This window comes from Azospirillum argentinense (assembly GCF_000632475.1).
Taxonomy (GTDB): Bacteria; Pseudomonadota; Alphaproteobacteria; order Azospirillales; family Azospirillaceae; genus Azospirillum; species Azospirillum baldaniorum.
Genome location: NZ_CP007794.1, coordinates 1,751,409 through 1,774,337, shown reverse-complemented (window position 1 = coordinate 1,774,337; position 22,929 = coordinate 1,751,409). Strand labels below are relative to the sequence as shown.

Genomic DNA, 22,929 nt, shown 5'->3' with positions numbered 1-22,929 from the left:
GCCCAGAGGGTTTGGACGCGCCTCAATATTCGTGTACGTTTCAACGGACTCATCCACGCACCGGCCGACCCGCTTTATTCTCATGCGGGTTGAGGAAATCAAGCGGCGAAAGCTGTGACTTGGCGCGGTGCAGCCATGCCGGACGACGGGCGAGACGGGGATCGGAGGATCAGACGCGCCGCATTCGGGCGAAAAGATGCGGGTTGTCCCAACCGGGCTGGCGGTCCTCGATGACCACGCGCTGGGGGACGGGCAGGGTCCGCTCCACCGTGATCTCCACCCAGCGGGGGATCAGCTCGTTGTTCAGATCGTCGAGCACGGCGACGGCCAGGGATTCCGGACCGGCCGCCGCCGCGGTGCCGGACAGGGCGCCGAAATAGGCGGCGACGCCGTCCGGCGTGGCAACCGCGCGGTCGGGGACGTAGCGCAGGGTCAGGCGGGTGCCGGGCGCCGGTTCCCCGTGCAGCTCCACCAGATAATCGTGGCGGGCGTCCGGGTTGGCGGCGGTGGCCAGAAGTTCGCGGCGGTGCATGGCGTCCAGGCTCGTCAGGCGGTGTAGCTGCTGCCGCCCGCTCCGGTCCGGGTCAGCTTGACCCAGCATTTGGCGCCGGACTGGAAGGACAGGCCGCCGATGTAGCCCACGGCGCGGATGCTGTCCGCGAAAATCTGGATCAGGTCCAGGCGGATCTCCGGGGTCAGCGGGGTGTGGCTGCGCAGGATCAGGTCGAACCGGTTGGGTTGCACCAGCCCGTCGAGCTGCATCGGGCCGAGACGGCTGAGATCCAGGTCAAGCAGGAAGCGGCTTCCCTTGTCGCCGCCCTTTCGGCCCGTCTTTCCGTCCTCTTCCGAATGTATCGGATGGATGTGCAGCTTGATCGGCAGCAGCCCGTTGGCGTCCATCATCGGCAGGGTGTAGGGGCGCCAGTCGCCGGGCAGCGGATCGCCCGCCTGCTGCTGAAGGCTGCGGAATTCGCGCTCCAGCTGGGACAGCAGGCTCCCCTGGCCGGATTTCTCCAGGGCGGAGGCGGCGTCCTCCCCCAGCCAGCCGCGGGCGTCGCCGCCGCGGATCGCCGACAGGAAGAAACTCATCGCCGCGCCCAGCTTGCGGTTCGGCTGCGGCATCACCGTGCCGATCAGCGCCTGCGCGGCGGAGCGGTCCACCCCGGCGAGCGCGCTCAGGAGCTGGCGCATGGCGGGCCAGTCCCGTTCGCTCAGCAGTCCCGGTTCCGCGGCGAGCGGGGGCGGCGCGGTCTGGAGCGCCTTGGCCGGGTCGGTCAGGGCGGCGGTGACGGCGCTGCCCTGCGGCAGGCTCGCCTGGACGTTCAGCGTCAGCATGCCCTGCGGCGTGGCGAGGATCGGCTGGCCCTGCGGCGTGCTGCCGGCCACCGTGCCCTTCAGCACCGGCCCATCAGGCGTTTCCGGTGTCACCGGGGAGATGCCGGGGGCCGCGCCGGGCATGGTGGGCGATGCGGACGGGGCCGCGGTGCCGCGCGGCGGAGCGGGGGAGGATTGCGGGGCTGCCGGGGGTGGAGAAGCGGGTTGGGACGGAGCGCCGTCCTTGCGGGGCGGGTTACCGGCGCCCTGGCCGTCCGGTGACGGAGACCCGTCGTCCGGCGGGGCGGCCTGCGGCTGGTCCGGCGGGGGAGTGACGGTCAGGATCTTGAGGGCGACGGTGCCGCCCTGGGTCAGGACCGGTTCCCCCACAGGCTTCGCGGGGGTTGGTCTCGTGGGGGAGGCGGCTTCCGGAAGGTCCCCGCCGGGATGCGCCGCGTCGCCGCCGAGTTCCACCGTGGTGTCGAGCATCGGCTTGCCAGGGAGCGGCGATGTGCCCGAAGGCGTGGGCGGCGCCTGCGAAGGGGCGGGGGTCGTGTTGGGCTGGCCGGCCTGTGTCGGTGCCGGGGCTTGGCCGTTGCCTCCGTCACTGATGGGAAGGGGGGGCGCCGCCGGTGTGGCGGAGGGCTGGCCGGGCAGGGCAGGGGCCGCACTGGGCGGAGCCGGGGGCTTCGGCGCCGCGGCGATGACCAGTGCCGGAACGATGGTGCCTGGCAGCAGCAGGGGAAGCGCCTGACCCGCCGGTCCCACCATCGGCGTGGTGGACGCCGGGCTGGGCAGGATCACCACCGGTGTCGCCGAACCCTGAGGGGCCGAACCCTGAGGAGACGTCGCTCCGGTCTGGCCGGGAACGGCCGGCGCCGGCCCGCCGGAGGTCGGCACACTTGGTGTGGTGGTCGAGGGGGTGCCTTGGGTCAGCACCAGAACCTTCGCCGCGAGGCTCTGTGCGGGGGAGGTCGCGGCGGGGTCGGTCGACGCGGCCTGGGCCTGTTCCAGAAGCACCTGCGCCGGGGTGATCTGGAGCGTCACCGGCTTGTCGGCGGGCAGCGGCGTCGGGGTTTGCACAAGCACCTCGCCGGCCTGGGTGCGCACGCGGGCGAGGCCCTCCGGCGTGGTGCCGACGACGGTGCCGGTCAGCACCACCGGGCGGGCGATGTCCTGCAACCGCTCCGGCAGCGCCTTGACCGTGCCCTCGGCGACCACCACCGGGGCGGGCGCGGGGGTGGCCGCCGCCGCGGGGGTGGCGGGCGCACCAGCGGTCGTGGGAGGGAGGACGCCCCCCATCCCGGCCTTACTGGCCGTTCAGAAGCCGCTGGGCGATGGCCAGCACGTCCCGCGCAGCGTCGGAGCTGGGGGAGCGGGTCAGCAGCGGCGACTGGTTGCGGATGGCGTCGCGCACCTTCAGGTCGCGGCGGATGATGCCGGCCAGCGCGGGCTTGTATTTCAGAAAGTTCTGGCAGGCCTTCAGGATGGTGCCGTAGGTGCGCTCGCCGTCCTTCACGCTCTGCGCCATGTTCACCACGACGCGCAGGTCGGCGGTGGGGTTGGTGGCGTGGGTCAGCTTGATGAAGGCGTAGGCGTCGGTCAGCGAGGTCGGCTCGTCCGTCGTCACCACCAGCGTCGTCCCGGCCGGGCCGGAAAGGGTGCGCACCGTGCGGTCGACGCCGGCGCCCATGTCCATGATGACGCAGTCGTAGCGCCGCGCCAGCTCCATCAGGTCGTTGCGCAAGCCGGACAGGCGCTGGCTCGGCAACTGGGCGAGCGTCCCGGAGCCGGAGCGGCCGGCGATGATGTCGAAGCCGCCTTCGGTGTAGCGCTGGGCCGCGCGGCCCAGCGTCACGTCGCCGTTGATGACCGCGCCGAGATCGTTCTTGGGCTGGAAGCCGAGCTGGATGTCGACGTTGGCGAGGCCGAGGTCGCCGTCGAACAGCAGCGAGTTCTTGCCCATCTTGGTCAGCGCGTGGGCGAGCGTGATCGAGAACCACGTCTTGCCGACGCCGCCCTTTCCACTGGCCACGGCGATGACGTTGGCACCGCGCAGCGGGTGAACGTTCTTGAGGGCGGCCGGAAACACCGGATCGGTCATGGGATGGTCCTCGACGAAGAACGAACGGCTTTGGTCTTGGCAGGGGCCGCCGGCTTGGGCCGGTTGCGCGCCGCCTTGTCCTCGGCGGGCATCATCAGGCGGGCGAAGGCCACCGGGTTCAGCGGTGTCAGCCCTTCGGCCACCTTGGAGGAAACGCTGGCGTTGCAGAAGGCCATGCGCGAACGATGCGCCGTGCCGAGCAGGCTGCCCAGCCGCCGCGCCATGTCGAGCCGGGTGATCAGCATCCGCCGCACGCCCAGCGCCTTGAAGGACTGGGCGATGTCGGCGGCTTCCATGGCGTCCAGCCCGGCGGGGAGCACGAGGATCGGCTCGGCCACCCCGGCGGACAGCAGGGCCTTGAGGTCGGCCATGTCTTCCCGGTTGTAGGGGTTGCGCCCGGCGGTATCCACCAGGACGACGTCGGCGCCGCGGCTGACCTCGAACGCGCCCGCGAGCGCGTCGGGGTCCTCCACCGTCGCCAGTTTGATTTTCATCAGACGCGTGAAGGCGGCCAACTGTTCCATGCCGCCGGCGCGAACCGTGTCGGTGGTGATCACCCCGACCGAGCGTTTGCGGAACACCGCCTGGGCGGCCAGCTTGGCGACGATCAGCGTCTTGCCGCTGCCCGGCGGGCCGACCAGGATCAGCGGCTTGTTGCCGCCGCGCCGGTCCTGCAGCGGGCTGAAGGTGAACATGGAATCGAGGGCGGCGCCCAGCGCCAGCGCGGGGTCGTCGGTGTCCAGCCCGGCGGCGGCGTCGATCAGCTGCTCGGCCAGGGCCGCGGGCACGCCGTGGCGGTGCAGCACGTCGGCCACCACCTCGCCCACGTCGATCTCCGGCTCCTCCTCGACCACCACCACGGGGCGGGCGGTCCGGGTCGGCTGGGCCGTGCGCGCCTGCGCCATCAGCAGATCGTCGTCCTCCACCGCCGCGGTCACGCGAACGCCGCCGCCGTCCTCCTCGCGCGTGGCGACGATGATGGCATCGTCGCCCAGCGTCTGGCGGACCATGCGCATGGCTTCGGACATGGACTTGGCGTGGAACGACTTCAGCCGCATCGGCTCGCTCCCCGCCCGTCACACTGGTTCGTCATGGCCTGCATCAGATCTGCCCCAGGGTCTTGATCCGCGCCTTGGGGTGGATCTCGTTCTGCGACATCACCACGGTGGCCGGCCGGAACCGCTCGACGATCGAGCGGACGAAGGGACGGATCAGCGGGCTGGTCAACAGGACGGGGGTCTCGCCCATCATGGCGTGTCGCTCGAAGGTTTGGCGGACCGAAGTGATGAATTGCTGAAGCCGGCTCGGCGCCATCGTCAGTTGCCGGTCGTCGCCGTCGCCCACCAGCGATTCCGCGAACGCCTGCTCCCACTCGGGGGACAGGGTGACGAGCGGGATCACTCCCATCTCGTTGATGTTCGCGTCGCAGATCTGCCGCGCCAAGCGCGTGCGCACATGCTCGGTGATCTGCGTGATGCTGCGGGTTTGGCTTGCCGCCTCGGACACGCCCTCCAGAATGGTGGCAAGATCGCGTACCGAAACCCGTTCTGCAAGCAGGTTCTGCAACACCCGTTGCAATCCGCCCACAGTGATCTGCGCCGGCACCACGTCGGCGATCAGCTTCTGGTGCTCCTTGTCCAGCTCGTCCAGCAGCTTCTGGGTCTCGGTGAAGGACAGCAGCTCGGGCATGTTGTCCTTGATGAGTTCGGTCAGATGCGTGGTGATGACCGTGGACGGGTCGACCACCGTGTAGCCCTTGAACAGCGCCTCCTCGCGGTAGCCCGGCTCGATCCAGATGGCCGGCAGGCCAAAGGTCGGCTCCACCGTCTGCTCGCCGGGCAGGCTCATCGCCTCGCCGCGCGGGTCCATGACCAGCAGCATGTTCGGGCGGATGTCGCCGCGCCCCGCCTCGATCTCCTTGACGCGGATGATGTATGCGTTGGGCGGAAGCTGCAGGTTGTCCTGGATGCGCACGGCGGGCATGACGAAGCCGACCTCGCCGGCGATCTGGCGGCGCAGGCCCTTGATCTGGTCGGTCAGCCGGTGGCTGCCCGCCTGCGGCTGGTTGATCAGCGACAGCAGGCCGTAGCCCAGCTCCAGCCGGATCAGGTCGATGGCCAGCGCCGTGGCGATCGGCTCGTCGGCCACCGGGGCGGCCCCGCCGCCCGGTCCGCCCATGCCCGCGGCCTCGGCGGCGGCGGCCTCCGCCTCCTCCGCCTCCTTCTTCGCGCGCATCTTCGGCAGATAGTAGGCGGCCGCCCCGACGGCGGCGACCACCGGCAGGAAGGGCAGCATCGGCATGCCCGGCATCAGGGCGAGCAGGCCAATGGCGCCCGCCGACAGGCCGAGCGCGCTGACGTGGTTGGTAAGCTGCCCGACCACCGCCTTGTCGGTGGAGCCGCCGGTGCCGGCCTTCGACACCAGGAAGCCGGCGGAGATGGAGATGACCAGCGCCGGGATCTGCGAGACGAGGCCGTCGCCGATGGTCAGCTTGGTGAAGGTGTCCAGCGCCTGCATGATCGGCATGTCGTAGCGCAGGACCGCCAGCGACACGCCGCCGATGATGTTGATGAACATGATCATCAGGCCGGCGACGGCGTCGCCCTTCACGAACTTCGACGCACCGTCCATGGAGCCGAAGAAGGCGCTTTCGTCCTCCAGCTCCTTGCGCTTGGCGCGGGCGGTGGTCTCGTCGATCATGCCGGCGGACAGGTCGGCGTCGATGGCCATCTGCTTGCCGGGCATGGCGTCCAGGGTGAAGCGCGCCGCCACTTCGGCGATGCGGCCCGAACCGGCGGTGATGACCTTGAAGTTCACGATCGTCAGGATCGCGTAGACGATCACGCCGATGATGAAGTCGCCGCCCATGACGAAGCCGGCGAAGGCCTCGATCACATGGCCCGCCGCCGCCGTGCCCTCATGACCCTGCGTCAGGATCAGGCGGGTGGAGGCCATGTTCAATGACAGGCGCAGCAGCGTGGTGATGAGCAGGATCGTCGGGTAGGCCGACAGCTCCAGCGGCTTTTCGATGAACAGCACCACCATCAGGATCAGGACCGAGATGGTGACGTTCAGCCCGAGCATCATGTCGAGCAGCATCGGCGGCAGCGGCAGGATCAGCCCGACGACGATCAGCATGATGCCGGCCGCCATCACGATGTCGCCGCGCTTCAACGCCCCTTTGGCGACGGCCACCATGTCGGTCAGCGCCGACATGTTGCCGCCGCCGCCCGCGCGTGCCCCCGGATTGTGTTCGGTCAGTGCCATGCCGCCGCTCCTCCGCCTTTCCCCCGATCAGCGGATCAGTAGGCCGCCCGTTCCTCGCTGCCCGGCGGCGGCACGGGCACGCCCTCCTCGCTGTACTGCTTCAGCTTGTTGCGCAGCGTGCGGATGGAGATGCCCAGGATGTTCGCTGCGTGGGTGCGGTTGCCCAGGCAGTGCGACAGCGTGCCGATGATCAGGTCGCGCTCGACCTCCGCCACCGTACGGCCGACGAGCCCCTGGACGGCGGGGGCGCCGGACGCCGCTCCGGCGTTGCCATAGGACGACGCCCCGGCGTTGCCGTAGGCCGCCGCTCCCGCGGCGTGGCCCTGCGGCGGCGCGTAGGAGGTCGGGTAGCCGGGAGCCGGCTGTCCATAGCCGCGCGGCGCCTGCGGCACCGTGCCGCCCGGCCCGGCGAAGGGGTTGGCGACCGGCGAGTTGGTCGGGATCGACGCCTGCGCCGACCCTTCCGGGGCGAGCAGCTGGCTGGTCAGCATGATCGCGTCCGGCCCGACCGTCTCCGACTTGGAGAGCAGCACGGCGCGGTGCATGGTGTTTTCCAGCTCGCGCACGTTGCCGCGCCAGTGATGGGCGCGCAGCATCAGCAGCGCGTCGTCCGACAGCCGCTTCTCGCCCAGACCGTTGGCCTGCGCGTATTTCTTCAGGAAATGGTCAGCGATCAGCGGGATGTCGGCCGGCCGTTCGCGCAGGGACGGGATGGCGACGCTGAAGACGTTCAGCCGGAAATAGAGATCCTCGCGGAAGTTGCCGGCGCGGACCTCGTTCTCCAGATTGCGGTTGGAGGTGGCGACCAGACGGACGTTGACCTTGACCGGCTGCGACGAGCCGATGCGGTCGATCTCCTTCTCCTGGATGGCGCGCAGCAGCTTGGCCTGCAGCCGCGGGTGCATCTCCGACAGCTCGTCGAGCAGCAGGGTGCCGCCGTTGGCCTCCTCGAAGCGGCCGAGCCGGCGGGCGACGGCGCCGGTGAAGGCGCCCTTCTCATGGCCGAACAGCTCCGATTCCAGCAGGTTCTCCGGGATGGCCGCGCAGTTCACCGCGACGAAGGGCGCGTCGGAGCGCCGGCTCTTGCGGTGGATGTAGCGGGCCATCAGCTCCTTGCCGGTGCCGCTCTCGCCGGTGATCAGGACCGAGGCGTCGCTGGGCGCCACCTGGTCCGCCAGCCGCAGGGTCGCCAGCATGGCCGGGTCCTGGCAGACGATGGCGTGGCTTTCCTCCGCCACCGCTTCCAGGACGGCGGCGATCAGCTCCGCGTCGGGGGGCAGGGGGATGTATTCCTTGGCGCCGGCGCGGATCGCCTTTACCGCCGCCGCGGCGTCGGTGCCGATGCCGCAGGCCACCACGGGAATGGTGATCCGTTCCGCCTTCAGGCTTTCGATGAAGGTCGCGATGTCGAGTTTGACGTCGATCATCACGAGGTCCGCCCCCGCCGCGGCGCGCAGGGCGTTCAGGGCGCCCTCGATGCTGTCGGTGTGGGACACCTTCGCCCCGCGCTGCATGGCGATCTTGCCAGCGGCGGTGATGTACCCTTCCAACGTTCCAACGATCAGCAGACGCATCTTACGCTCCCCTCGGAGAACCCCGGTCGGAGTCCCGGTCGAAGTACTGAATCCGCTTTCCAGGCGGAAGAACGGCGTTCAGGAGCATCTCCAGACGCCGCGGATTTTCCTGACGCGCGATGGATACCGCGCCGATGGTGTAGAGAGTCTTGACGAGCGCGTCCTCCTCCGCCGTCCGCTCCACCTTGGCGGCCAGCGGGGCCAGCGCGACGTTGCCGAGCACCGCCCCGTAGAAGGTGGTCAGCAGGGCCAGCGCCATCGCCGGGCCGATGCTCGATGGGTCGTTCAGGCTGCCCAGCATCTGGACGAGGCCGACCAGCGTGCCGATCAGCCCCATGGCCGGCGCCACTTCCGACGCGCGGCGCAGCACGCCGGCGCTCTTGACCTTGCCGGCGCCCGACGCCTCGACCTCGCCGATCAGCATCCGCTCTATGTCGTCGGGCGGCAGCCCCTCGGCCACCAGAGTGACCGAGCGGTGCAGGAACGACTCGTGCTTCAGTTCCGGCAGGACGTTGCGCAGCGTCTCCGGCGCGCGCCGCGCCGCCTCGGCCAGCAGCAGCACCTGCCGGGCCACGCCGCGCGGGTCGCTGGTCCGATGGATCAGCACCGCCCCGGCGTCGCGCCACGCGATGGCCACGTCGGGCAGCGAGAAGGAGGCGGTGGTGACCGCCAGCGTGCCGCCCAGCACGATGATGAGCGACGGCGGATCGACGAAGGCGCGCAGACTGCCGCCCGACGCCATGGCGACGAAGATGACCACGGCGGCGGCGGCCAGACCGACCAGCGTCGCCATGTCCACCCCGCCGCGCGGCCGGGCGGAACGCCCACCCCGGCGGGACGATTCAGCGCTGTCTCGTGTGAGGCTCATCCGCGGTCCGACTTGATGATTTCGGTCATGGTGATGCCCAGCCGGTCTTCCACCACCACGACCTCGCCGCGGGCGACCAGACGGTTGTTCACGTAGATGTCGATGGCTTCGCCGACCTTGCGGTCCAGCTCCACCACCGCGCCGCGCCCGAGCTTGAGCAGCTGGCTGACCTGCATGGTCGATTTGCCGAGCACGGCGGAGATCTGGACGGGGATGTCGTAGACCGCTTCCAGATCCTTGGCTGGACCCAGGCCGGTCTCATACTCCGCAATGTCGCTGCGGCCGCCGCCGTCCAACTCGTCGAGGGAGAAGCTGTCCTTGGCCATCGAAGTCTCCAGAAGCCCTTAGAACCTCAAAAAAATCCTGTTCGCCGCGATCGGTCCGCCGGGGTGTCAGCCCGGCGGCGCCTCCAGCAGGCCGGCCATCCGCCGTTCGATCTGGGCGAGCAGACCGGCGGTGTCGCGCTCCACCCCGCCTTCGGCCCATTCGATCCGGCAGCTTCCCGGCGCGAGGCCGGAATCGCCCACCACCATCAGCTTGGCGCCGAAGCCGCGGGCCGCGATCACCTGATCCAGATGCTCGCGCACCGCGTCCACCATGTCGTCGGCGACTCGCACCACCAGGCGCGGTTCGTCGATCAGGTCGGTCAGGCAGGAGCGGACCAGCCCTTCCACCTCCATCAGCCCGCCGCGCCGCGCCAGCTCCGGCATCAGCTTGCGGACGATGGCCAGCGCGATGTGCACGGGCTGGTCGGCCCGCTGGGCGCTGGTGGCGTAGTGCTCGTTCAGCAGATGCTGCACGCCGTTGCCGATGGTTTCCAGCGCGTTGGCGATCCGCGCCTGCACCGTCGCCTCGATCTCGACGCGGGCCTGCTCGTAGCCGTCCTTGCGGCCGGCGTTGTTGCCGTCCACGAAGCCCTTGCCGTAGCCCGTCGATTTGCCGGCGGTCTCGCCCTCCGCAAAGCCGGCGGCGCGTGCGGCGGCCAGATCGGCCTCGCCGAACACCGGCGGCGGCGGTTCGGGCGGCAGCTCCGGCTCCGGTTCGGGCTCCGGTTCCGGCAGGGGGATGTTGTCGAAATAGTCGTCGTCGGCCTGATGCTGGCGGCGCGGCGGCGCGTCCACGTCGAAGGACTCGTCGAACAGGAATTTGCGGACCGAACTCATCGCGTCAGCTCTCCTGATACAGCCAGTTGCGCAGGATCGACACCGCTTCCTCCGGATGCTTCTCGACGATCTCGCCCACCTTGCGCAGCGAAGAGGCGCGGACGCGGCCTTCGACGCGGTTGATGTCGATCATCTGCTCCAGCTCCTCGTCGGCCTGGGCGGCCTCCAGGGCGAGATCCTGGGCCAGCGCGCCGGTCGGCGCGGCCAGGGCGGCGGGCATGCCGCTCTGGTCGGCCAGCAGGCGGTCCATGTCGTCCTCCTCCTGCTGGTCGGCCTTCTCGAAGGCGCGGGTGATCAGCGGGCGGATGACCAGCAGGATGATGAGGACCGCGACGATGCCCAGCACGACCATCTCGGCGATGCGGAACAGGTCGTCCTTGGTCATGCCGAGGAACAGCTCCTCCGGTTTCTGGATGTCGTCTTCCGGCGACCAGAAGCGCATGTTGATGACTTCCAGCGTGTCGCCGCGCACGGCGTCGAGGCCGACGGCGGAGCGGACGAGCGCCTTGATGCTCTCCAGCTCCTGCTCCGGCCGCGGCTGGTAGGCCGCCGGGTTGCCGTCCCTGGGCAGGCTGTAGGTGCCGTCGACCAGCACCGCGACCGACAGGCGCCGCACCTGTCCGGACTCGCGGACATGGTTCTTGGTGGTCCGGCTGATCTCGTAGTTGATCGTCTCTTCGCTGCGGTTCTGCTTGTTCTGCGAAATCGGCCCGGCGTTGTTGCCCGACTGCGCGGTCGGCAGGTTCTGGTCCACGGTGACCGGCGACAGCGGGTCGCGGTCGTGGCTCTCGTTCGCCTCCGTCACCGTCTGGGTGGAGCGGACGACTTGGCTTTCCGGATCGAAGATTTCGGATTGCGTGGTGATGCGGTCGAAGTCGAGATCGGCCGAAACCTCCGCCCGCACCTTGCCGTAGCCGACGGTGCGGCCCAGCAGATCCTCGATGATGCGGGCGATGCGGCTCTCGTAGGCGACCTTCTTCTCCTCCGCCGAGGCCAGCATGGCGTCCGCGCTGTCGTTGCCGGTGCCGCGGGCGAGCAGGGTGCCCTTGTCGTCGACGATGGAGATTCGGCTGGGATCGAGGTTCGGCACCGAGGCGGCGATCAGGTGCTGGATCGCCTGGATGTTCTCGCGCGACAGCTGGGCGCCGGGGCGCAGCTTTATGAAGATGCTGGCCGTCGCCGGATTCTGCTGGCGCGCGAACAGCTCGCGCTTGGGCAGCACCAGATGGACGCGGGCGCTCTGCACTCCGTTCAGCGTCTGCACCGTGCGCGCCATCTCGCCTTCCAGGGCGCGCAGGTGGTTGATGTTCTGCATGAAGCTGGTGGCGCCGAAGCCCTCGCCCTTGTCGAACAGCTCGTAGCCGATCGAGCCGCCCGACGGCAGACCGGCGGCGGCCATCCGCATGCGGGTCGGCCCCACCTGTTCGGCGGCGACCATGATCTTCGTGCCGGTCTTGTCGACCGTGAAGGGGACCTTCGCCTCCTCCAGCTTCTTGGCGATGGCCGCGGCTTCGGTGGGCTGGAGTTCGGCGTAGAGAAGTTCCATCTCCGGAGTGGAGAGGCGCGTCATCAGATAGACGAAGAATCCGATCAGGAGGAGGCCGACGCCGCCGATGGCGGCCAGGCGCGCGGGACCAAGATTGCGCAGGGTCTGCAGAAGGTTGTTCACGCGCTAGTCCCCGATCGGATGCCCCGGTGGATCTCCGGGAAGTTCTTGATTTCGCAGACGCAAAAAAGGAATTTGCAAAAACCGCGCCGGTCTCCGCTTTCTTGCGCATGCTGGGCTGTCTTGATGAAGAGAGTGTTAATCCATGGGCAGAAATTGCCCAGTGCCCGGCAAATTGTGCCTACCGGTGCGCGCCTGCAACGCTCCTTTGCCGACCAATGGGCGAGAAACGGCGAAGCGGCTCTCCACAAAAGCGCGGCCGTCCGATCGTTTCCGAGGAAAGCAATTAAAAGTTACCTCGAAAGAAGGAATGATCTGCGTGCATATACCCATTCTCTTTCTAGGGTTTGTTTGGACGTAGGTAGTAAATATCGCAGCGGTGGTTGACTTTGTGATCTCGACGTCATAGCTGAGTTGCAATGGTCGCTTGTCCGATACCAAAAAGATCGTGGCACAAGCACGTCGGAATCTTTCCAACGCAAAACCGAATGTTGCTTCGCGCGACCTCGGGCTTTGCCACCGTTGCCGATGGGGGAATGCCGTGAAAAGACGTGGACGTGAGAAGAAGGAAGGCCTCAATGAGGTCGATGTCTTTGTTGGGCAGCGCCTGCGCGAGTTGCGCATGCTTGCCGGTTTGAGTCAGAGCGACGTCGCGTCGGCTCTGGGTCTGACCTTCCAGCAGCTGCAGAAGTACGAACGTGGTTTCAACCGGGTTTCGGCCAGCCGGCTGTTCAAGCTGGCGCAGTTCTTCCGGGTCCCGGTCTCCGTCTTCTTCGAAGGGCTGGAGGAGCGCCACGCCGCCCAGGAGGCGGGAACCGCCAGCCCGCAGGCGGAGGAGTCCGAGGGCACGCTGCGCTCCCGCGAGGCGCTGATGCTCGCCCGCTACTTCCAGAACATCCGCGATCCGGAAATCCGCGGGGCGATCCGGGAACTGGCCGAACGCTGCGCCGACCAGACCGACGGCGCCGGCGACCCGGCCCTCGGCGAGGATGTGGGGGTTGTCGATCCGCCCGCCGCGCGGGGCCGCCGCGGGCGCGGCGCCGGCCACAGCGTCGGGCAGGCGTGAGGCACGGGCGGGGTGGCCCCGGGGCATCGCTCCACGCGGCTCGCCCGCCCGGTTTCCCGAGGGTATCGCCGGCCCTGCCATCGTTGGCAGGGTCATGGCGGGCTTGCGCAGCCCGGCCGCCTCAAGCCCCCTGAGAGGCGTCCAGGCACTCCGGTTCCAAGAGCGCCGGTCGACGCACCACGATCGGCCGCAGCGCTGGTGCCAAAAGGAAAAAGCCAGCAACCCGTCGGGGTTGCTGGCTTCATGATGGTGGAGCCAAGGAGGATCGAACTCCTGACCTCTACAATGCCATTGTAGCGCTCTCCCAGCTGAGCTATGGCCCCACTTATGATTAGACCAACACAAGAAGTGTTGGTGCGCTTGGAGGGACTCGAACCCCCACGGCCTTTCAGCCACTAGGACCTGAACCTAGCGCGTCTACCAATTCCGCCACAAGCGCATCGTCTGCTCTTTGTCCCGCATCCCTTGGGGCGACGCGGGAGCGCTGATATAGCCGCGACGCCGCCGACGCTCAAGCGAAATCGTTCGAGGCGGTCATTTTTTCGGGGGAGGACGTTTGCTCCCTTCGGTGCACTCCGGACACGCCCGACGCTACGACTTTCCCCCTTTCGCGCGGAGCGGGCGCCGTCGCTATCTTCAGTTTGCCCCAAGGGCGTGTGCCTCCCTGTTTTGCACCTCAAGGGCCCGCCGTTCACCTGGACGGCGGGCCGCTTTCTTGTCCGGGAGCCCAAATCCGTTAGGGGCCCGTCACAGGGTGAGACGCTCGCCCTCCGCCCCGGCCGCGGCATCCGCCGTCTTCGCCTGTTTCGCCATGGCGCGGTCCAGAACGCGCCGGAGCTGGCGCGGCGTCACCGGCTTGCGGACCACCTCCAGCCCGTGCGCGGCGGCGTCCGTCTCGCATTCGGGGCCGGCCTCTCCGGTCAGGATCACCGCGGGCACGTCCCATCCGGCCATAGCGCGGACGCGCACCACCGCTTCCGTCCCCACGCGCTCCTCGCGCAGACGGTAATCGACCAGCATCACGTCGGGCATGCGCCCGTCCGCCTCGATCTTCGCCACCGCCTCGTCGGTGGAGCCGGCGATTTGCACCTCGTAGCCCCATTCGCGGAACATGTCGCGCAGCCCCAGCAGGACGATGGCGTCGTCGTCCACCAGCAGGGCGCGCGGGGCCTCGCCGCCCCCGGTGAAGGCGGAGGCGGTGATCGGCGACGGGGCCGGCACCGTCGCCGCCGCGGCCAGCGGCACGGTGATGGCGAAGACGGAGCCGCGGTCCGGCTGGGATTTCACCTCCACGGGATGATCGAGAATCCCCGACAGCCGCTGCACGATGGCGAGGCCGAGGCCGAGGCCGCGCGCCCGGTCGCGTTCCGGGTTGTTGAGCTGGTGGAACTCCGCGAAGATCCGGGTCAGCTGGTCGGGCGGGATGCCGATCCCGGTGTCGCTGACCTCGATCCGCACCTGGGCGCCCTGCACCTGGACGGCGATCTGCACCGCCCCGCGCTCGGTGTACTTGACGGCGTTCTCCAGCAGGTTGCGCACCATGCGGCCCAGCAGCACGCGGTCGCTGAGCACCATGGCCGCACGGTCCTGCACAATGCGGAAGGCCAGCTTCTTGCTCTCCAGGATCGGTGCGTAGGATGCGGCGATCTCGTCCAGCAGGCTGTTCAGCGGGAAGGGCTCGACGCGCGGATCGACCGCCCCGGCGTCCAGCCGCGACACGTCCAGCAGGCTGTCGAGCAGGCCCTTCAGCGTGTCCAGGCCGCGCTCCAGCATTTCCAGGCTGCGCTGCCCCTGCTCGTCGCGAATGAAGCGGTGCAGGATGCCCGTGAACAGGAACATGGACTGCATCGGCTGGCGCAGATCGTGGCTGGCCGCGGCGAGGAACTTCGATTTGGCGCGGTTGGCCTCGTCAGCCTCTTCCTTGGCGCGCTGGAGCGCCAACTCCATCGCCTTGCGCTCCCCGACGTCGCGCAAGGTGCAGATCGCCAGGGTCGTTCGACCATCGGCGCCGCGGACCGGCGTGGCGCTGACCGACAGGGTCATGGCGGTGCCGTCGGGCCGGGTGTAGGGCATGTCCTCCTGCTCCACCGTCTCGCCCATCCGCAGGGCGCGGGACAGGGGGCAGCGCCCCTCGCCGAAGCAGGCGCCGCCGTTGCAGGCCCGCGTGCCGTCGCAGCCGCAGCCGGCGGCGGGAGGCAGCGGACCGCCGAGCAGGCTGAGCGCCGTGTCGTTGACCTTGACGATCCGTCCGCTCGGCGCCTCCGCCACCAGCAGCCCTGAGGGCAGATGGTCCAGAATGGCCGTCAGCAGGCTGCGCTCCTCCTCCAGCTGCCGGGTCAGGAGCGTGCGCTCGTCCTCCAGGCGCCGGCGCTCCGTGGCGTCCCGGAAATAGAGGGCCAAGCCCTTGCGCGAGGGGAAGGCGCGCACGGCGAACCAGATGCCGCTGCGCGGTCCCTGCGTCTCGAACTCGACCGCTTCGCGGTGCTCCATGGCCTTCTGCAGAGTCCGCCCGGATTCGCCGGCCATCAGCTCCGCAAAGGCCTGACGCCCGTTCCGGCCCACGGCGTCTCCGGAATCGGGCAGGAGGGTCCGCGCCCGTTCGTTCACGAAGACGACACGCCAGGACCGGTCGAGTTCGGCCACGGCGTCCGTCGTGCTCTCCAGGACCGATGCCTTTTCGACCACCGTTTCCAGCATCCGCTCGCGCACGCGCAGGAACTGGCGCATCCCCCAGGCCGCGCCCAGGCAGGTGAGCAGGAGCACCCCGCCGAACAGCGCCAGCGAAAAGGCCATGGCGTCCCGGACCGGGCGCATCGCCGCGTCGCGGTCGATCCCGATGGCGATCATCGATTCGCCGGTGCCGGTGTCCAGGGGGGCGGAGACCACCATCCGCTCCACCCCGCCGGTCTCGAAGACGGCGACCGACCGTGTCCCCCGCGCCGCATGCATGGCCTGGAGCATGGGGGTGGGCAGGGGCTGCCCGATGGCCTCGGGCGCCTCCGGCAAGCGCGCCACCGCATGGCCCTGGCGGTCGGCGATCACCATCTCCATGCCCGGCGGCAGGGGGCGGTCGCCCAGATTCTCCTCCAGCCAGCGGGCGTCGAGAAGCACCGTCACCACGCCGCCCAGGGGGCCGTCCAAGGGGCCGCCCGGCATGCCGTCCGGCGACGGGTAAGCCAGGCGGAAGGGCAGGATGGGGCGTTGGTTGGGATCGCGCAGCCCATACTCGCCCACCGTCAGGGCGCCGGTGGCCAGCGCGTTCTGGAAGGTGCGGATGCCACCGAGATCGACGCCCAGCGAGACCGGGTCAGTCGCGCACCACACCCGGCCCTGCCGGTCGGCGACCTCCACCGACAGATAGGCGGGATAGCGGGCGCGCAGCCGGTCCATGGTCTGCTGGCAACCCGGCGGTCCCGCCTGCGGCACGCCGGATTCGACGATGGTCGCCAGCACCTGCCGCGCCTCCGCGGCGATGCGCTGCTGCTCGGCGTCCAGCAGGTCGAGAAGGCGCAGGGTGTCGTTGCGCACCTCGTTCTCCCGATCCTGCCACAGGCTGTGCTGCGTCATGAACTGGAGCGCCGCGAGCGGCACCACGGCGGCCACGATCAAGAGAAACAGACGCAGGTAATGGGGCATTGCCAAGGAAATCTGATGAAGGAGGACAGCCGTTCCCGCATCGGTGTGGGCCGAATCGTCGCGGGTGGCCGTCGGAACAGGGCCGTCGGCGGTGGATGTTCTTCAAACACCACAGGGCGTTCATGCCACATGGGGGCGGAGATGCAACGATTAACGGCCCGGATAACTCTATTTTGCTTTGGCGGCGGGATATTCCTCAGCGACGCCCCAGGAGGAAGCCGGCCAGAGCGCAGCACAGGGCGGTGACGACGACGCGCAAGGGCGTCGGATCATAGCTCACCACGGCCACCAGAAGAGCGAGGGCCGCCATCACCATCAACGCTCCGGTCGTGCCCATGCGAACCGCCTCTCCCAAAGCCATCCGCTCCGGCAGACAGGCGTGCATGCGGTGCGTCGCGGCGGAGGTGGACGTAACCGTTCCGAGCAATCCAGGGTCCCGTCCGCAACGAAGAATTTTCATGGCGCCGCTCGCATTCCCGTAATATTTCTCAATTGTAATCGGAGCCCCGCCACCGTCCGTCCGCGCGAGCCGAGCATGCCGTGGAACCGCAACCCCTCCTATCAGGCCATCACCTTGCTGCGCCGGCACAGCCGGGAATGCCGCGGGTTGGAAACCCGCGAGTATCTGGTCGCCGTGGAGCGCCGGATGGTCGAACTCATTGATCTGGAGCGGCGGGAGGCGCGCGATGGCTCCGCGTTGCCGATCCGTCTGGCGGCGGAATGAACCTGGACTTTCGGCGTATTTCAGAACGGTAACGTCGTAAGCCGCTCCTGAAACACAACCGACACAGATCGGTGTTAAAGGCCAAAGTGTCGTTCATAGACACGAGGCCGTCGCGTTCATGGTTTTCCCGACCGAAATGGCCGGCAACGATGGTGCCGACGGCAGGGAGGGTTGCGACGTCGCCCTTTGCACCGTCCCCGCCGAGGCCATTCACAGCCGCATCCGGCGCGTTCACCAGCGCGCCACCGCAATGTTGAGCGAGGCTCTGACCGGTTTCAATCTGACGGCGCCGCAATGGGCGGCGCTGGCGGCGCTGCACCAGCACGGGCCGATGTCGCAGATCGACCTGGGGCGCAGCATTGCGATGGACCCCGCCACCATGCAGGGGGTGGTGGTGCGGCTGATCGACCGCGGCTACCTGCTGCGCAGTCCCGACAGCCTGGACCGCCGCCGCAACCTCGTCCGGTTGGCCGACAGCGGGCGTCGGGTGGTGGAGGCGGCCGGGCCGGCCATCGCGCAGGCGGAAGCCGAACTGACCGGGCGCCTGACGGCGGACGAACGAAGCCGGCTGGCCGATCTTCTGGCCCGCCTGTGCCTGTGAATCCCGGCACTTCCCCGGCGTTCACGTCGAAACGGTGGGTGGGGCCAATGGTCCGGGTTAGTCCGAGTTATGCACATTCACCTGAACGGCGTCCTTGACTCTGCAAATGTTGCTTTTTTGTTTCTTAAAGCTTGTTTGGAACCGTTAAAACCCACAAAAGCCGGGCAATTTCGCCCGTTCAACGGTGCCTGAAATTTAGGCAATTCGGTCAAGGTCGTGGATTCACGGTCGTGCTCACAGGTTGCCCCTGGATTCGCTCACAGAGTTACCCACAGCTTCTGGGGATATCCCGATATTGCGGATAGAGTTGCCTGCTCTCCGCTCCCGTCCTCAACCGATCACCCGCCATTGGCCATCCGGGTCCAGGCAGGCGGTCCCGACGAGCGTCGCGGGGCGTCCGGCGACGACTCCCGGCATCTGAAAATCGCGGCAATAGCGACCGCCGGGGCCGAGATAGGTGGGGGAGGTCCGGGTGGCGAGCGGTGCCGCCGGAACGGGCTGGGGAACCGGCGCATAGACCACGGGCGGATAAATCACGGGGGGCGGCGGAACATAGACGGGGGGCGGAAAGCCGAAGGCCAGCGGCAGCGAAATGCTGAAGCCGAAGAAATTCCCTCCATGCCAACCGCCGGCGAACACCGGAGCCGGGGTCGTCAGAAGGATGGGCAGGAGCAGGGCGCACAGCCGCGCCGAAGCCGGGAAGGGGATCATGACGCACCTCCGCCGCGGCGCGGGACGGGGCGCCGCCATAAAGAAAGAGATGGGTACGAAAAAGGCGCCGTCGAGACGGCGCCTTTTCCACGTTCTGCAAAGCCTGAACCCTGCGCGACGGCGTCACATCGCCGTGCGGACGGCCTCGGCCCCGTTGCGCGTGTCGGCGGCGCGGGCCGGGGTGGCCGTGGAGGAGGACTGGGCGGGCGCCGGGGCCGTCTGCGGAGCGGCGGCCGGGGTCGGGCGGACGGGCTTCGGTTCCACCCGGCGCGGGGCCGAGACGGTTCCCGCGGCGGCGGGGGCCTGGGTGGCCGACGGATTGGACGAGCTGGTCGGCACGTCGTCGTAGATGCCCGGATGCACCCGCACGGTGCCGTCCGTCTCCACCGTGGAGGTCCAGTAGACGAAGCGGACCGGGACGGCGTTGGGCAGGGAGACCGTCTTGGTCTTGCCGCTGTCGAGCTGTCGCTCGATCGCCGCGGAGTCGAGCTTGGCGGGGCGCAGCAGGGTTTCCGCGACCATCCGCGCGTCGGCCAGCCGCACGCAGCCGGAGCTGGCGGCGCGCAGGTCGCGCTCGAACAGCCGTGGGTCGTTGGTGCCGTGCAGGAAGATGCCGTCGCCGTTGGTCAGGTTGAAGCGGAAGCGGCCGAGGGCATTGTCGTCGCCGGGCTTCTGGACGATGCGGATGCGCTCCGGCGTCACCTGCCACCAGTTGATGCTCTCCGGCACCACCTCGACCCCGTCCAGATAGACGACGGCGTCCTTGATGCCGGTGTTGCCCTTCTTGCGCAGCACCGGCAGCTTGTCCTCGACCAGAACGGTCGGCGGCACGGTCCAGGTGGGGTTGATCGTCACGCTGGTGACGCGGTCCTGGAGCAGCGGGGTCTGGCGCGACGGGCGGCCGACCACGGCGCGCATGGTGAAGTTCAGCTTGCCGCGCTCGATGTAGGACACGGTCTGGCTGGGCAGGTTGACCAGGATCACCGTGTCCGGAACCGACGCCTGGAAGGCGCGCATCGACGCGGTGGCGCCGCGCATCAGCTTGGCGGCCTCCTTGGGCGTGCGGTCGAGCGCCTGGCGCGTGACCTCGCCGACCTTGCCGTCCTGCATCAGCCCTTCGGACAGCTGGAAGGCGCGGACCGCCACCTCAAGGTTGTCGTCGAAGGTCTCCGTCCACTGCTCCTGGTTCAGGAAGCCCAGCTCGATCAGCCGGGTGGAGAGGCGGCCGACGCGGTCGGCGGCGCGCGCCCGCACCTGGATGGTCAGGGCCGGGGGCGGGGGCAGCACCTCCACCACCGTGCCGGGCGTCGCCGTCCCGCTGAGCGCGTAGCCGGGCGTCGCCGACGGATCGGCCTGCGGGATCGGTTCGGCGGGCGGAGTCACGACGACCGTCGGCGCCGTCCCGGCGGCCGGGGCGGTGCCCTCCGGCACGTCGGACGGGCGCACGGGGCCGGGGGCCACCACGTCGACCATGCCGCCGTCGCCCTTCTTCAGGACGGAACCATAGCCCACGCGCGTTTGCTGCACGCGGGGCATGGCCTCCAGTTCGGCGGCGCGCTGGTCGATCCGCGCGATCCAGGTTCCCACGACATCCCGGCCCGTGGAGGTGCCCGAAGCGGTGGACGGCGCGGCCTGCGCGGGCAGGGCGAGCAGCCCGGCGAGGAGGCACGCGGCGACCCTCGCTCCGAGGGCGGGCCGGGCGCAGGTGCGAATGGTCGTCAGCATAATCGAAGCATCCCACGCGGCGATGAACAGACGGCTAACGAAAGGCTCTGTCCATGCGTGAGGTCGCACGGACGACACGCGGGAACCAGCGCCCTTTCGGCATAAGACATCTGACGCCCGCGGCGGCGCGGCACAAGTGACATCGCGCCGAATGATGCTTCTGTGCCACAATGTGCACAGCAGAGTTGCCGCTGCGACACAGGCAACGGTGGAGCCGTGGGTGATCGATTGGTAAATAGCGACGCTCACGCCGGAACCGCAAAATCACACAAGGCGCCAGAGATTCGACACATTTTTTGTTAACCGCTTTCAGGGTACAGGAGGCGACCATCTCTCCATCCGGTCGCCATCATGCCGCGTTCGCCGTACGGTTTCGTTCTGCCGCTGCTTCTGTCCCTGGCTGTCGCCACGCCCGTCGCCGTCAACCCTGTGGACGCCCTCGCCAAGGCCGCCCAGGAGACGGTGCACAAGCAAGCGCCCAAGCCCACCGCCAAAACGGCCGCCAAGGCTGCGCCCCAGAAGGCCGCAGCGTCCAAGACGGCGGCGAAGCCCGCCGCCGTCCGGACCGTGCACAAGGCCGCCGTCCACAAATCGGCCACCCAGAAGGCTGCTGTCCGTAAGGCCGCCGTCCATCGCACGGGCAAGGCGCGCCGCGCGGGCCGGGTCGCCGCCGGGGCCGCCGCCGGCACCGTGGCGGGCGCCGCCGTCTTCCGCCCGGTCCACGCCTATGTGCTGATGGACGCGCAGTCGGGCCGGGTCCTCGATTCGGAAAACGCCGACACGCTGACCTACCCGGCGTCGCTGACCAAGATGATGACCCTGCTCCTGACCTTCGAGGCGCTGGAGCGGGGCACGCTGCGGCTGGACCAGGAACTGCCGGTGTCGCGCCACGCCACCAACCAGAAGCCGTCGCGCCTGAACCTCGCCGTCGGCTCGACCATCCGGGTGGAGGACGCGATCCTCGCCCTGACCGTGAAGTCGGCCAACGACGTCGCCGTCGTGCTCGCCGAAGCGATGGGCGGCAGCGAGGAGCAGTTCGCCGAGATGATGACCGCGAAGGCGCAGGCGCTGGGCATGGCCAGCACCACCTTCCGCAACGCCTCCGGCCTGCCGCACAAGGAGCAGCGCACCACCGCCCGCGACATGGCCCGCCTGTCGCGCGCCATCGTGTCCCGCCCGGCGCGGGAATACGCCTATTTCTCGCGCACGCGCTTTGACTGGAACGGCACGGTGGTGCCCGGCCACAACCGGCTGCTCGGCCGGGTCGAAGGCTACGACGGCATCAAGACGGGCTTCATCAACCTCAGCGGCTTCAACCTCGCCGGCAGCGCCAGCCGCAACGGCCAGCGTCTGGTCGCCGTCGTGCTGGGCGGCACCACCGCCGCCTCCCGCGACCGCGAGGTCGCCGACCTGCTGGAGCAGGGCTTCGGTTCCGCGCCGCCCAAGCAGACGGTGGCCGTCACCGACGTGAAGGCCGTCCGCTAATAGACGTTTGACCTCATGACCCCGCCGGCCGCTTGCGGTCGGCGTGGCCGAGGGGCTTGTCCGGGGCGATGTGGTCGCGCACCCGCTGCTTCAGTTCGGTGATGTCGGGGAAGCGGCCCTCCTCCTTGCGCGACCAGACCACAGCCTCGCCGTGCCGCACCTCGAAGATGCCTTCGGTGCCGGGCATCAGAGTGACGCCGCCCAACTCCTCCTCGAAGGTGGTCAGAAGCTCCTGCGCCATCCAGGCGGCGCGCAGCATCCAGCGGCACTGGCGGCAATATTCGATTTGAAGGATGGGCCGGTCGGGGGTTTCGCTGGTCACGGTCCGCGCTCCTGTCGCTTGGGCTGTCATCCTGAGGGGCCTGCCTAAGGGTGCTGCCGAACGGCTTGTCTTCCAAGCCCTTCGCGCGACTCCGTTCGAAGGGGGCGTTGCGGCCTCCCCACAGAGCAGTATTGCCAAAGACGCTTTGCTTCATGACCCCCTCCGGCGCTTTGCTGGAGTCGGAGCAACGGGGTGGAGCATGCCGGTACACACAGCCAAGCGATTGTGGAACGAGGAAACGGGTTGCGGATTCTGCATGCGGTCGGAAACCGGCTCCCTGTGGTGCCGTGGCCTGTGCCGCGACATCTCTCTGGCCGAGTTGGTCCACCGCGTCCACGCGGTTCGCGACAACGCCATGCGGCTGGAGGTTTCCACCCTGCTGGTGACGAAGCCGCCGCGCCTGCACGCCGTGCCCGACGACAAGAACGCTCCCGCCGCCCGCGCCGCCCAGCTCCGCGGTGCGGCGGTGGACAGCATGGTCCGCAGCCTGCACCGCCTGCGCAGGAGCGCCAACGCCGTGGCGCGCTCCGCCGACCGGCTGGAGGCCACCCGCAACGCGCTGGGCCTCTGCAACGAGGAAACCGCGGCCGCCGAGCCCCCTTGCGCGGGCCGTCCCCTTTCCCTGTGCCGCCCCAATCGGGTATGACGCTGACGACCGTCCGGAACGGCCGCCGTCACGCAGCTGTCATGGTTCTGGCGTAAA

At 68.9% G+C, this 22,929-nt stretch carries 20 protein-coding genes and 2 tRNA genes; 5 read left to right on the top strand and 17 right to left on the bottom strand.

From position 1 onward, the window contains the following. Positions 1–169 precede the first annotated feature (169 nt). The 10 genes from ABAZ39_RS22065 to fliF all read right to left on the bottom strand — a co-directional run bounded on the left by ABAZ39_RS22065 (position 170) and on the right by fliF (position 11,959). A complete protein-coding gene (locus tag ABAZ39_RS22065; protein ID WP_051658354.1) occupies positions 170–532 on the bottom strand; it encodes a hypothetical protein in 363 nt (120 codons plus the stop codon). A 14-nt stretch (positions 533–546) separates the two neighbouring features. Continuing rightward, positions 547–2,616, bottom strand: a complete 2,070-nt coding sequence (locus tag ABAZ39_RS22060) for a hypothetical protein (protein ID WP_040134961.1) — start codon at positions 2,614–2,616, stop codon at positions 547–549. A 7-nt stretch (positions 2,617–2,623) separates the two neighbouring features. Further along, positions 2,624–3,418, bottom strand: a complete 795-nt coding sequence (locus tag ABAZ39_RS22055) for a MinD/ParA family protein (RefSeq protein WP_014198325.1) — start codon at positions 3,416–3,418, stop codon at positions 2,624–2,626. Further along, complete coding sequence (locus tag ABAZ39_RS22050; RefSeq protein WP_014198326.1) at positions 3,415–4,476, bottom strand: flagellar biosynthesis protein FlhF; 1,062 nt, start codon at positions 4,474–4,476, stop codon at positions 3,415–3,417. Before ABAZ39_RS22050 ends, ABAZ39_RS22055 begins: the two co-directional genes overlap by 4 nt. Positions 4,477–4,519: 43 nt before the next feature. Next, on the bottom strand, positions 4,520–6,685 hold the full coding sequence (gene flhA / locus ABAZ39_RS22045; RefSeq protein ID WP_040134957.1) for a flagellar biosynthesis protein FlhA: 2,166 nt from the start codon (positions 6,683–6,685) through the stop codon (positions 4,520–4,522). Positions 6,686–6,720: 35 nt separating this feature from the next. Further along, on the bottom strand, positions 6,721–8,259 hold the full coding sequence (locus ABAZ39_RS22040; protein WP_040134955.1) for a sigma-54-dependent transcriptional regulator: 1,539 nt from the start codon (positions 8,257–8,259) through the stop codon (positions 6,721–6,723). A gap of 1 nt (position 8,260) precedes the next feature. Beyond that, complete coding sequence (locus ABAZ39_RS22035) at positions 8,261–9,127, bottom strand: motility protein A (RefSeq protein ID WP_040134953.1); 867 nt, start codon at positions 9,125–9,127, stop codon at positions 8,261–8,263. After that, the gene (gene fliN, locus ABAZ39_RS22030) at positions 9,124–9,453 is read right to left on the bottom strand and encodes a flagellar motor switch protein FliN (protein ID WP_014198330.1); all 330 of its coding nucleotides are present in this window, start codon (positions 9,451–9,453) and stop codon (positions 9,124–9,126) included. Before fliN ends, ABAZ39_RS22035 begins: the two co-directional genes overlap by 4 nt. Before the next feature lie 66 nt (positions 9,454–9,519). Further along, positions 9,520–10,290: a FliH/SctL family protein gene (locus tag ABAZ39_RS22025; RefSeq protein WP_040134950.1), complete on the bottom strand. Its 771-nt coding sequence runs from the start codon at positions 10,288–10,290 to the stop codon at positions 9,520–9,522. Between the two features lie 4 nt (positions 10,291–10,294). Then, positions 10,295–11,959 (bottom strand): flagellar basal-body MS-ring/collar protein FliF, encoded by a 1,665-nt coding sequence (gene fliF, locus ABAZ39_RS22020; protein ID WP_040134949.1) that lies wholly within the window; start codon positions 11,957–11,959, stop codon positions 10,295–10,297. Positions 11,960–12,497: 538 nt separating this feature from the next. On the opposite strand from fliF, the gene ABAZ39_RS22015 reads away from it, so the two are divergent. Further along, entirely contained in the window at positions 12,498–13,022 is a 525-nt protein-coding gene (locus ABAZ39_RS22015) for a helix-turn-helix domain-containing protein (RefSeq protein ID WP_081863205.1), read from the top strand. Positions 13,023–13,269: 247 nt separating this feature from the next. On the opposite strand, the gene ABAZ39_RS22010 is transcribed toward ABAZ39_RS22015, so the two are convergent. The 4 genes from ABAZ39_RS22010 to ABAZ39_RS36250 all read right to left on the bottom strand — a co-directional run bounded on the left by ABAZ39_RS22010 (position 13,270) and on the right by ABAZ39_RS36250 (position 16,995). After that, positions 13,270–13,345, bottom strand: a tRNA-Ala gene (locus ABAZ39_RS22010). A 29-nt stretch (positions 13,346–13,374) separates the two neighbouring features. Then, positions 13,375–13,461, bottom strand: a tRNA-Leu gene (locus ABAZ39_RS22005). 308 nt (positions 13,462–13,769) lie between these two features. Continuing rightward, positions 13,770–16,658 (bottom strand): hybrid sensor histidine kinase/response regulator, encoded by a 2,889-nt coding sequence (locus tag ABAZ39_RS34600; RefSeq protein ID WP_081863204.1) that lies wholly within the window; start codon positions 16,656–16,658, stop codon positions 13,770–13,772. A gap of 196 nt (positions 16,659–16,854) precedes the next feature. Then, on the bottom strand, positions 16,855–16,995 hold the full coding sequence (locus ABAZ39_RS36250) for a hypothetical protein (RefSeq protein ID WP_160174849.1): 141 nt from the start codon (positions 16,993–16,995) through the stop codon (positions 16,855–16,857). A 198-nt stretch (positions 16,996–17,193) separates the two neighbouring features. On the opposite strand from ABAZ39_RS36250, the gene ABAZ39_RS21990 reads away from it, so the two are divergent. Together ABAZ39_RS21990 and ABAZ39_RS21985 are read left to right on the top strand one after the other, a co-directional pair. After that, positions 17,194–17,382 carry a hypothetical protein gene (locus ABAZ39_RS21990; RefSeq protein WP_040134945.1) on the top strand — a complete coding sequence of 63 codons (189 nt, stop codon included), beginning with the start codon at positions 17,194–17,196 and terminating at the stop codon, positions 17,380–17,382. 118 nt (positions 17,383–17,500) lie between these two features. Continuing rightward, positions 17,501–17,983: a MarR family winged helix-turn-helix transcriptional regulator gene (locus ABAZ39_RS21985; protein ID WP_051658353.1), complete on the top strand. Its 483-nt coding sequence runs from the start codon at positions 17,501–17,503 to the stop codon at positions 17,981–17,983. A gap of 330 nt (positions 17,984–18,313) precedes the next feature. Here the strand turns inward: ABAZ39_RS21985 and ABAZ39_RS33285 are convergent, their stop codons facing one another. Then, on the bottom strand, positions 18,314–18,694 hold the full coding sequence (locus ABAZ39_RS33285; protein ID WP_051658352.1) for a hypothetical protein: 381 nt from the start codon (positions 18,692–18,694) through the stop codon (positions 18,314–18,316). 123 nt (positions 18,695–18,817) lie between these two features. Then, positions 18,818–20,419, bottom strand: a complete 1,602-nt coding sequence (locus ABAZ39_RS21975) for a L,D-transpeptidase family protein (RefSeq protein ID WP_051658351.1) — start codon at positions 20,417–20,419, stop codon at positions 18,818–18,820. A 351-nt stretch (positions 20,420–20,770) separates the two neighbouring features. Between ABAZ39_RS21975 and ABAZ39_RS33280 the strand changes: the two genes are divergently transcribed. Continuing rightward, on the top strand, positions 20,771–21,904 hold the full coding sequence (locus ABAZ39_RS33280) for a D-alanyl-D-alanine carboxypeptidase family protein (protein WP_051658350.1): 1,134 nt from the start codon (positions 20,771–20,773) through the stop codon (positions 21,902–21,904). Positions 21,905–21,917: 13 nt separating this feature from the next. Here the strand turns inward: ABAZ39_RS33280 and ABAZ39_RS21965 are convergent, their stop codons facing one another. Then, complete coding sequence (locus tag ABAZ39_RS21965) at positions 21,918–22,226, bottom strand: Rdx family protein (protein ID WP_040134943.1); 309 nt, start codon at positions 22,224–22,226, stop codon at positions 21,918–21,920. A gap of 256 nt (positions 22,227–22,482) precedes the next feature. Between ABAZ39_RS21965 and ABAZ39_RS21960 the strand changes: the two genes are divergently transcribed. Further along, on the top strand, positions 22,483–22,872 hold the full coding sequence (locus ABAZ39_RS21960; RefSeq protein ID WP_040134941.1) for a hypothetical protein: 390 nt from the start codon (positions 22,483–22,485) through the stop codon (positions 22,870–22,872). Positions 22,873–22,929 lie beyond the last annotated feature (57 nt).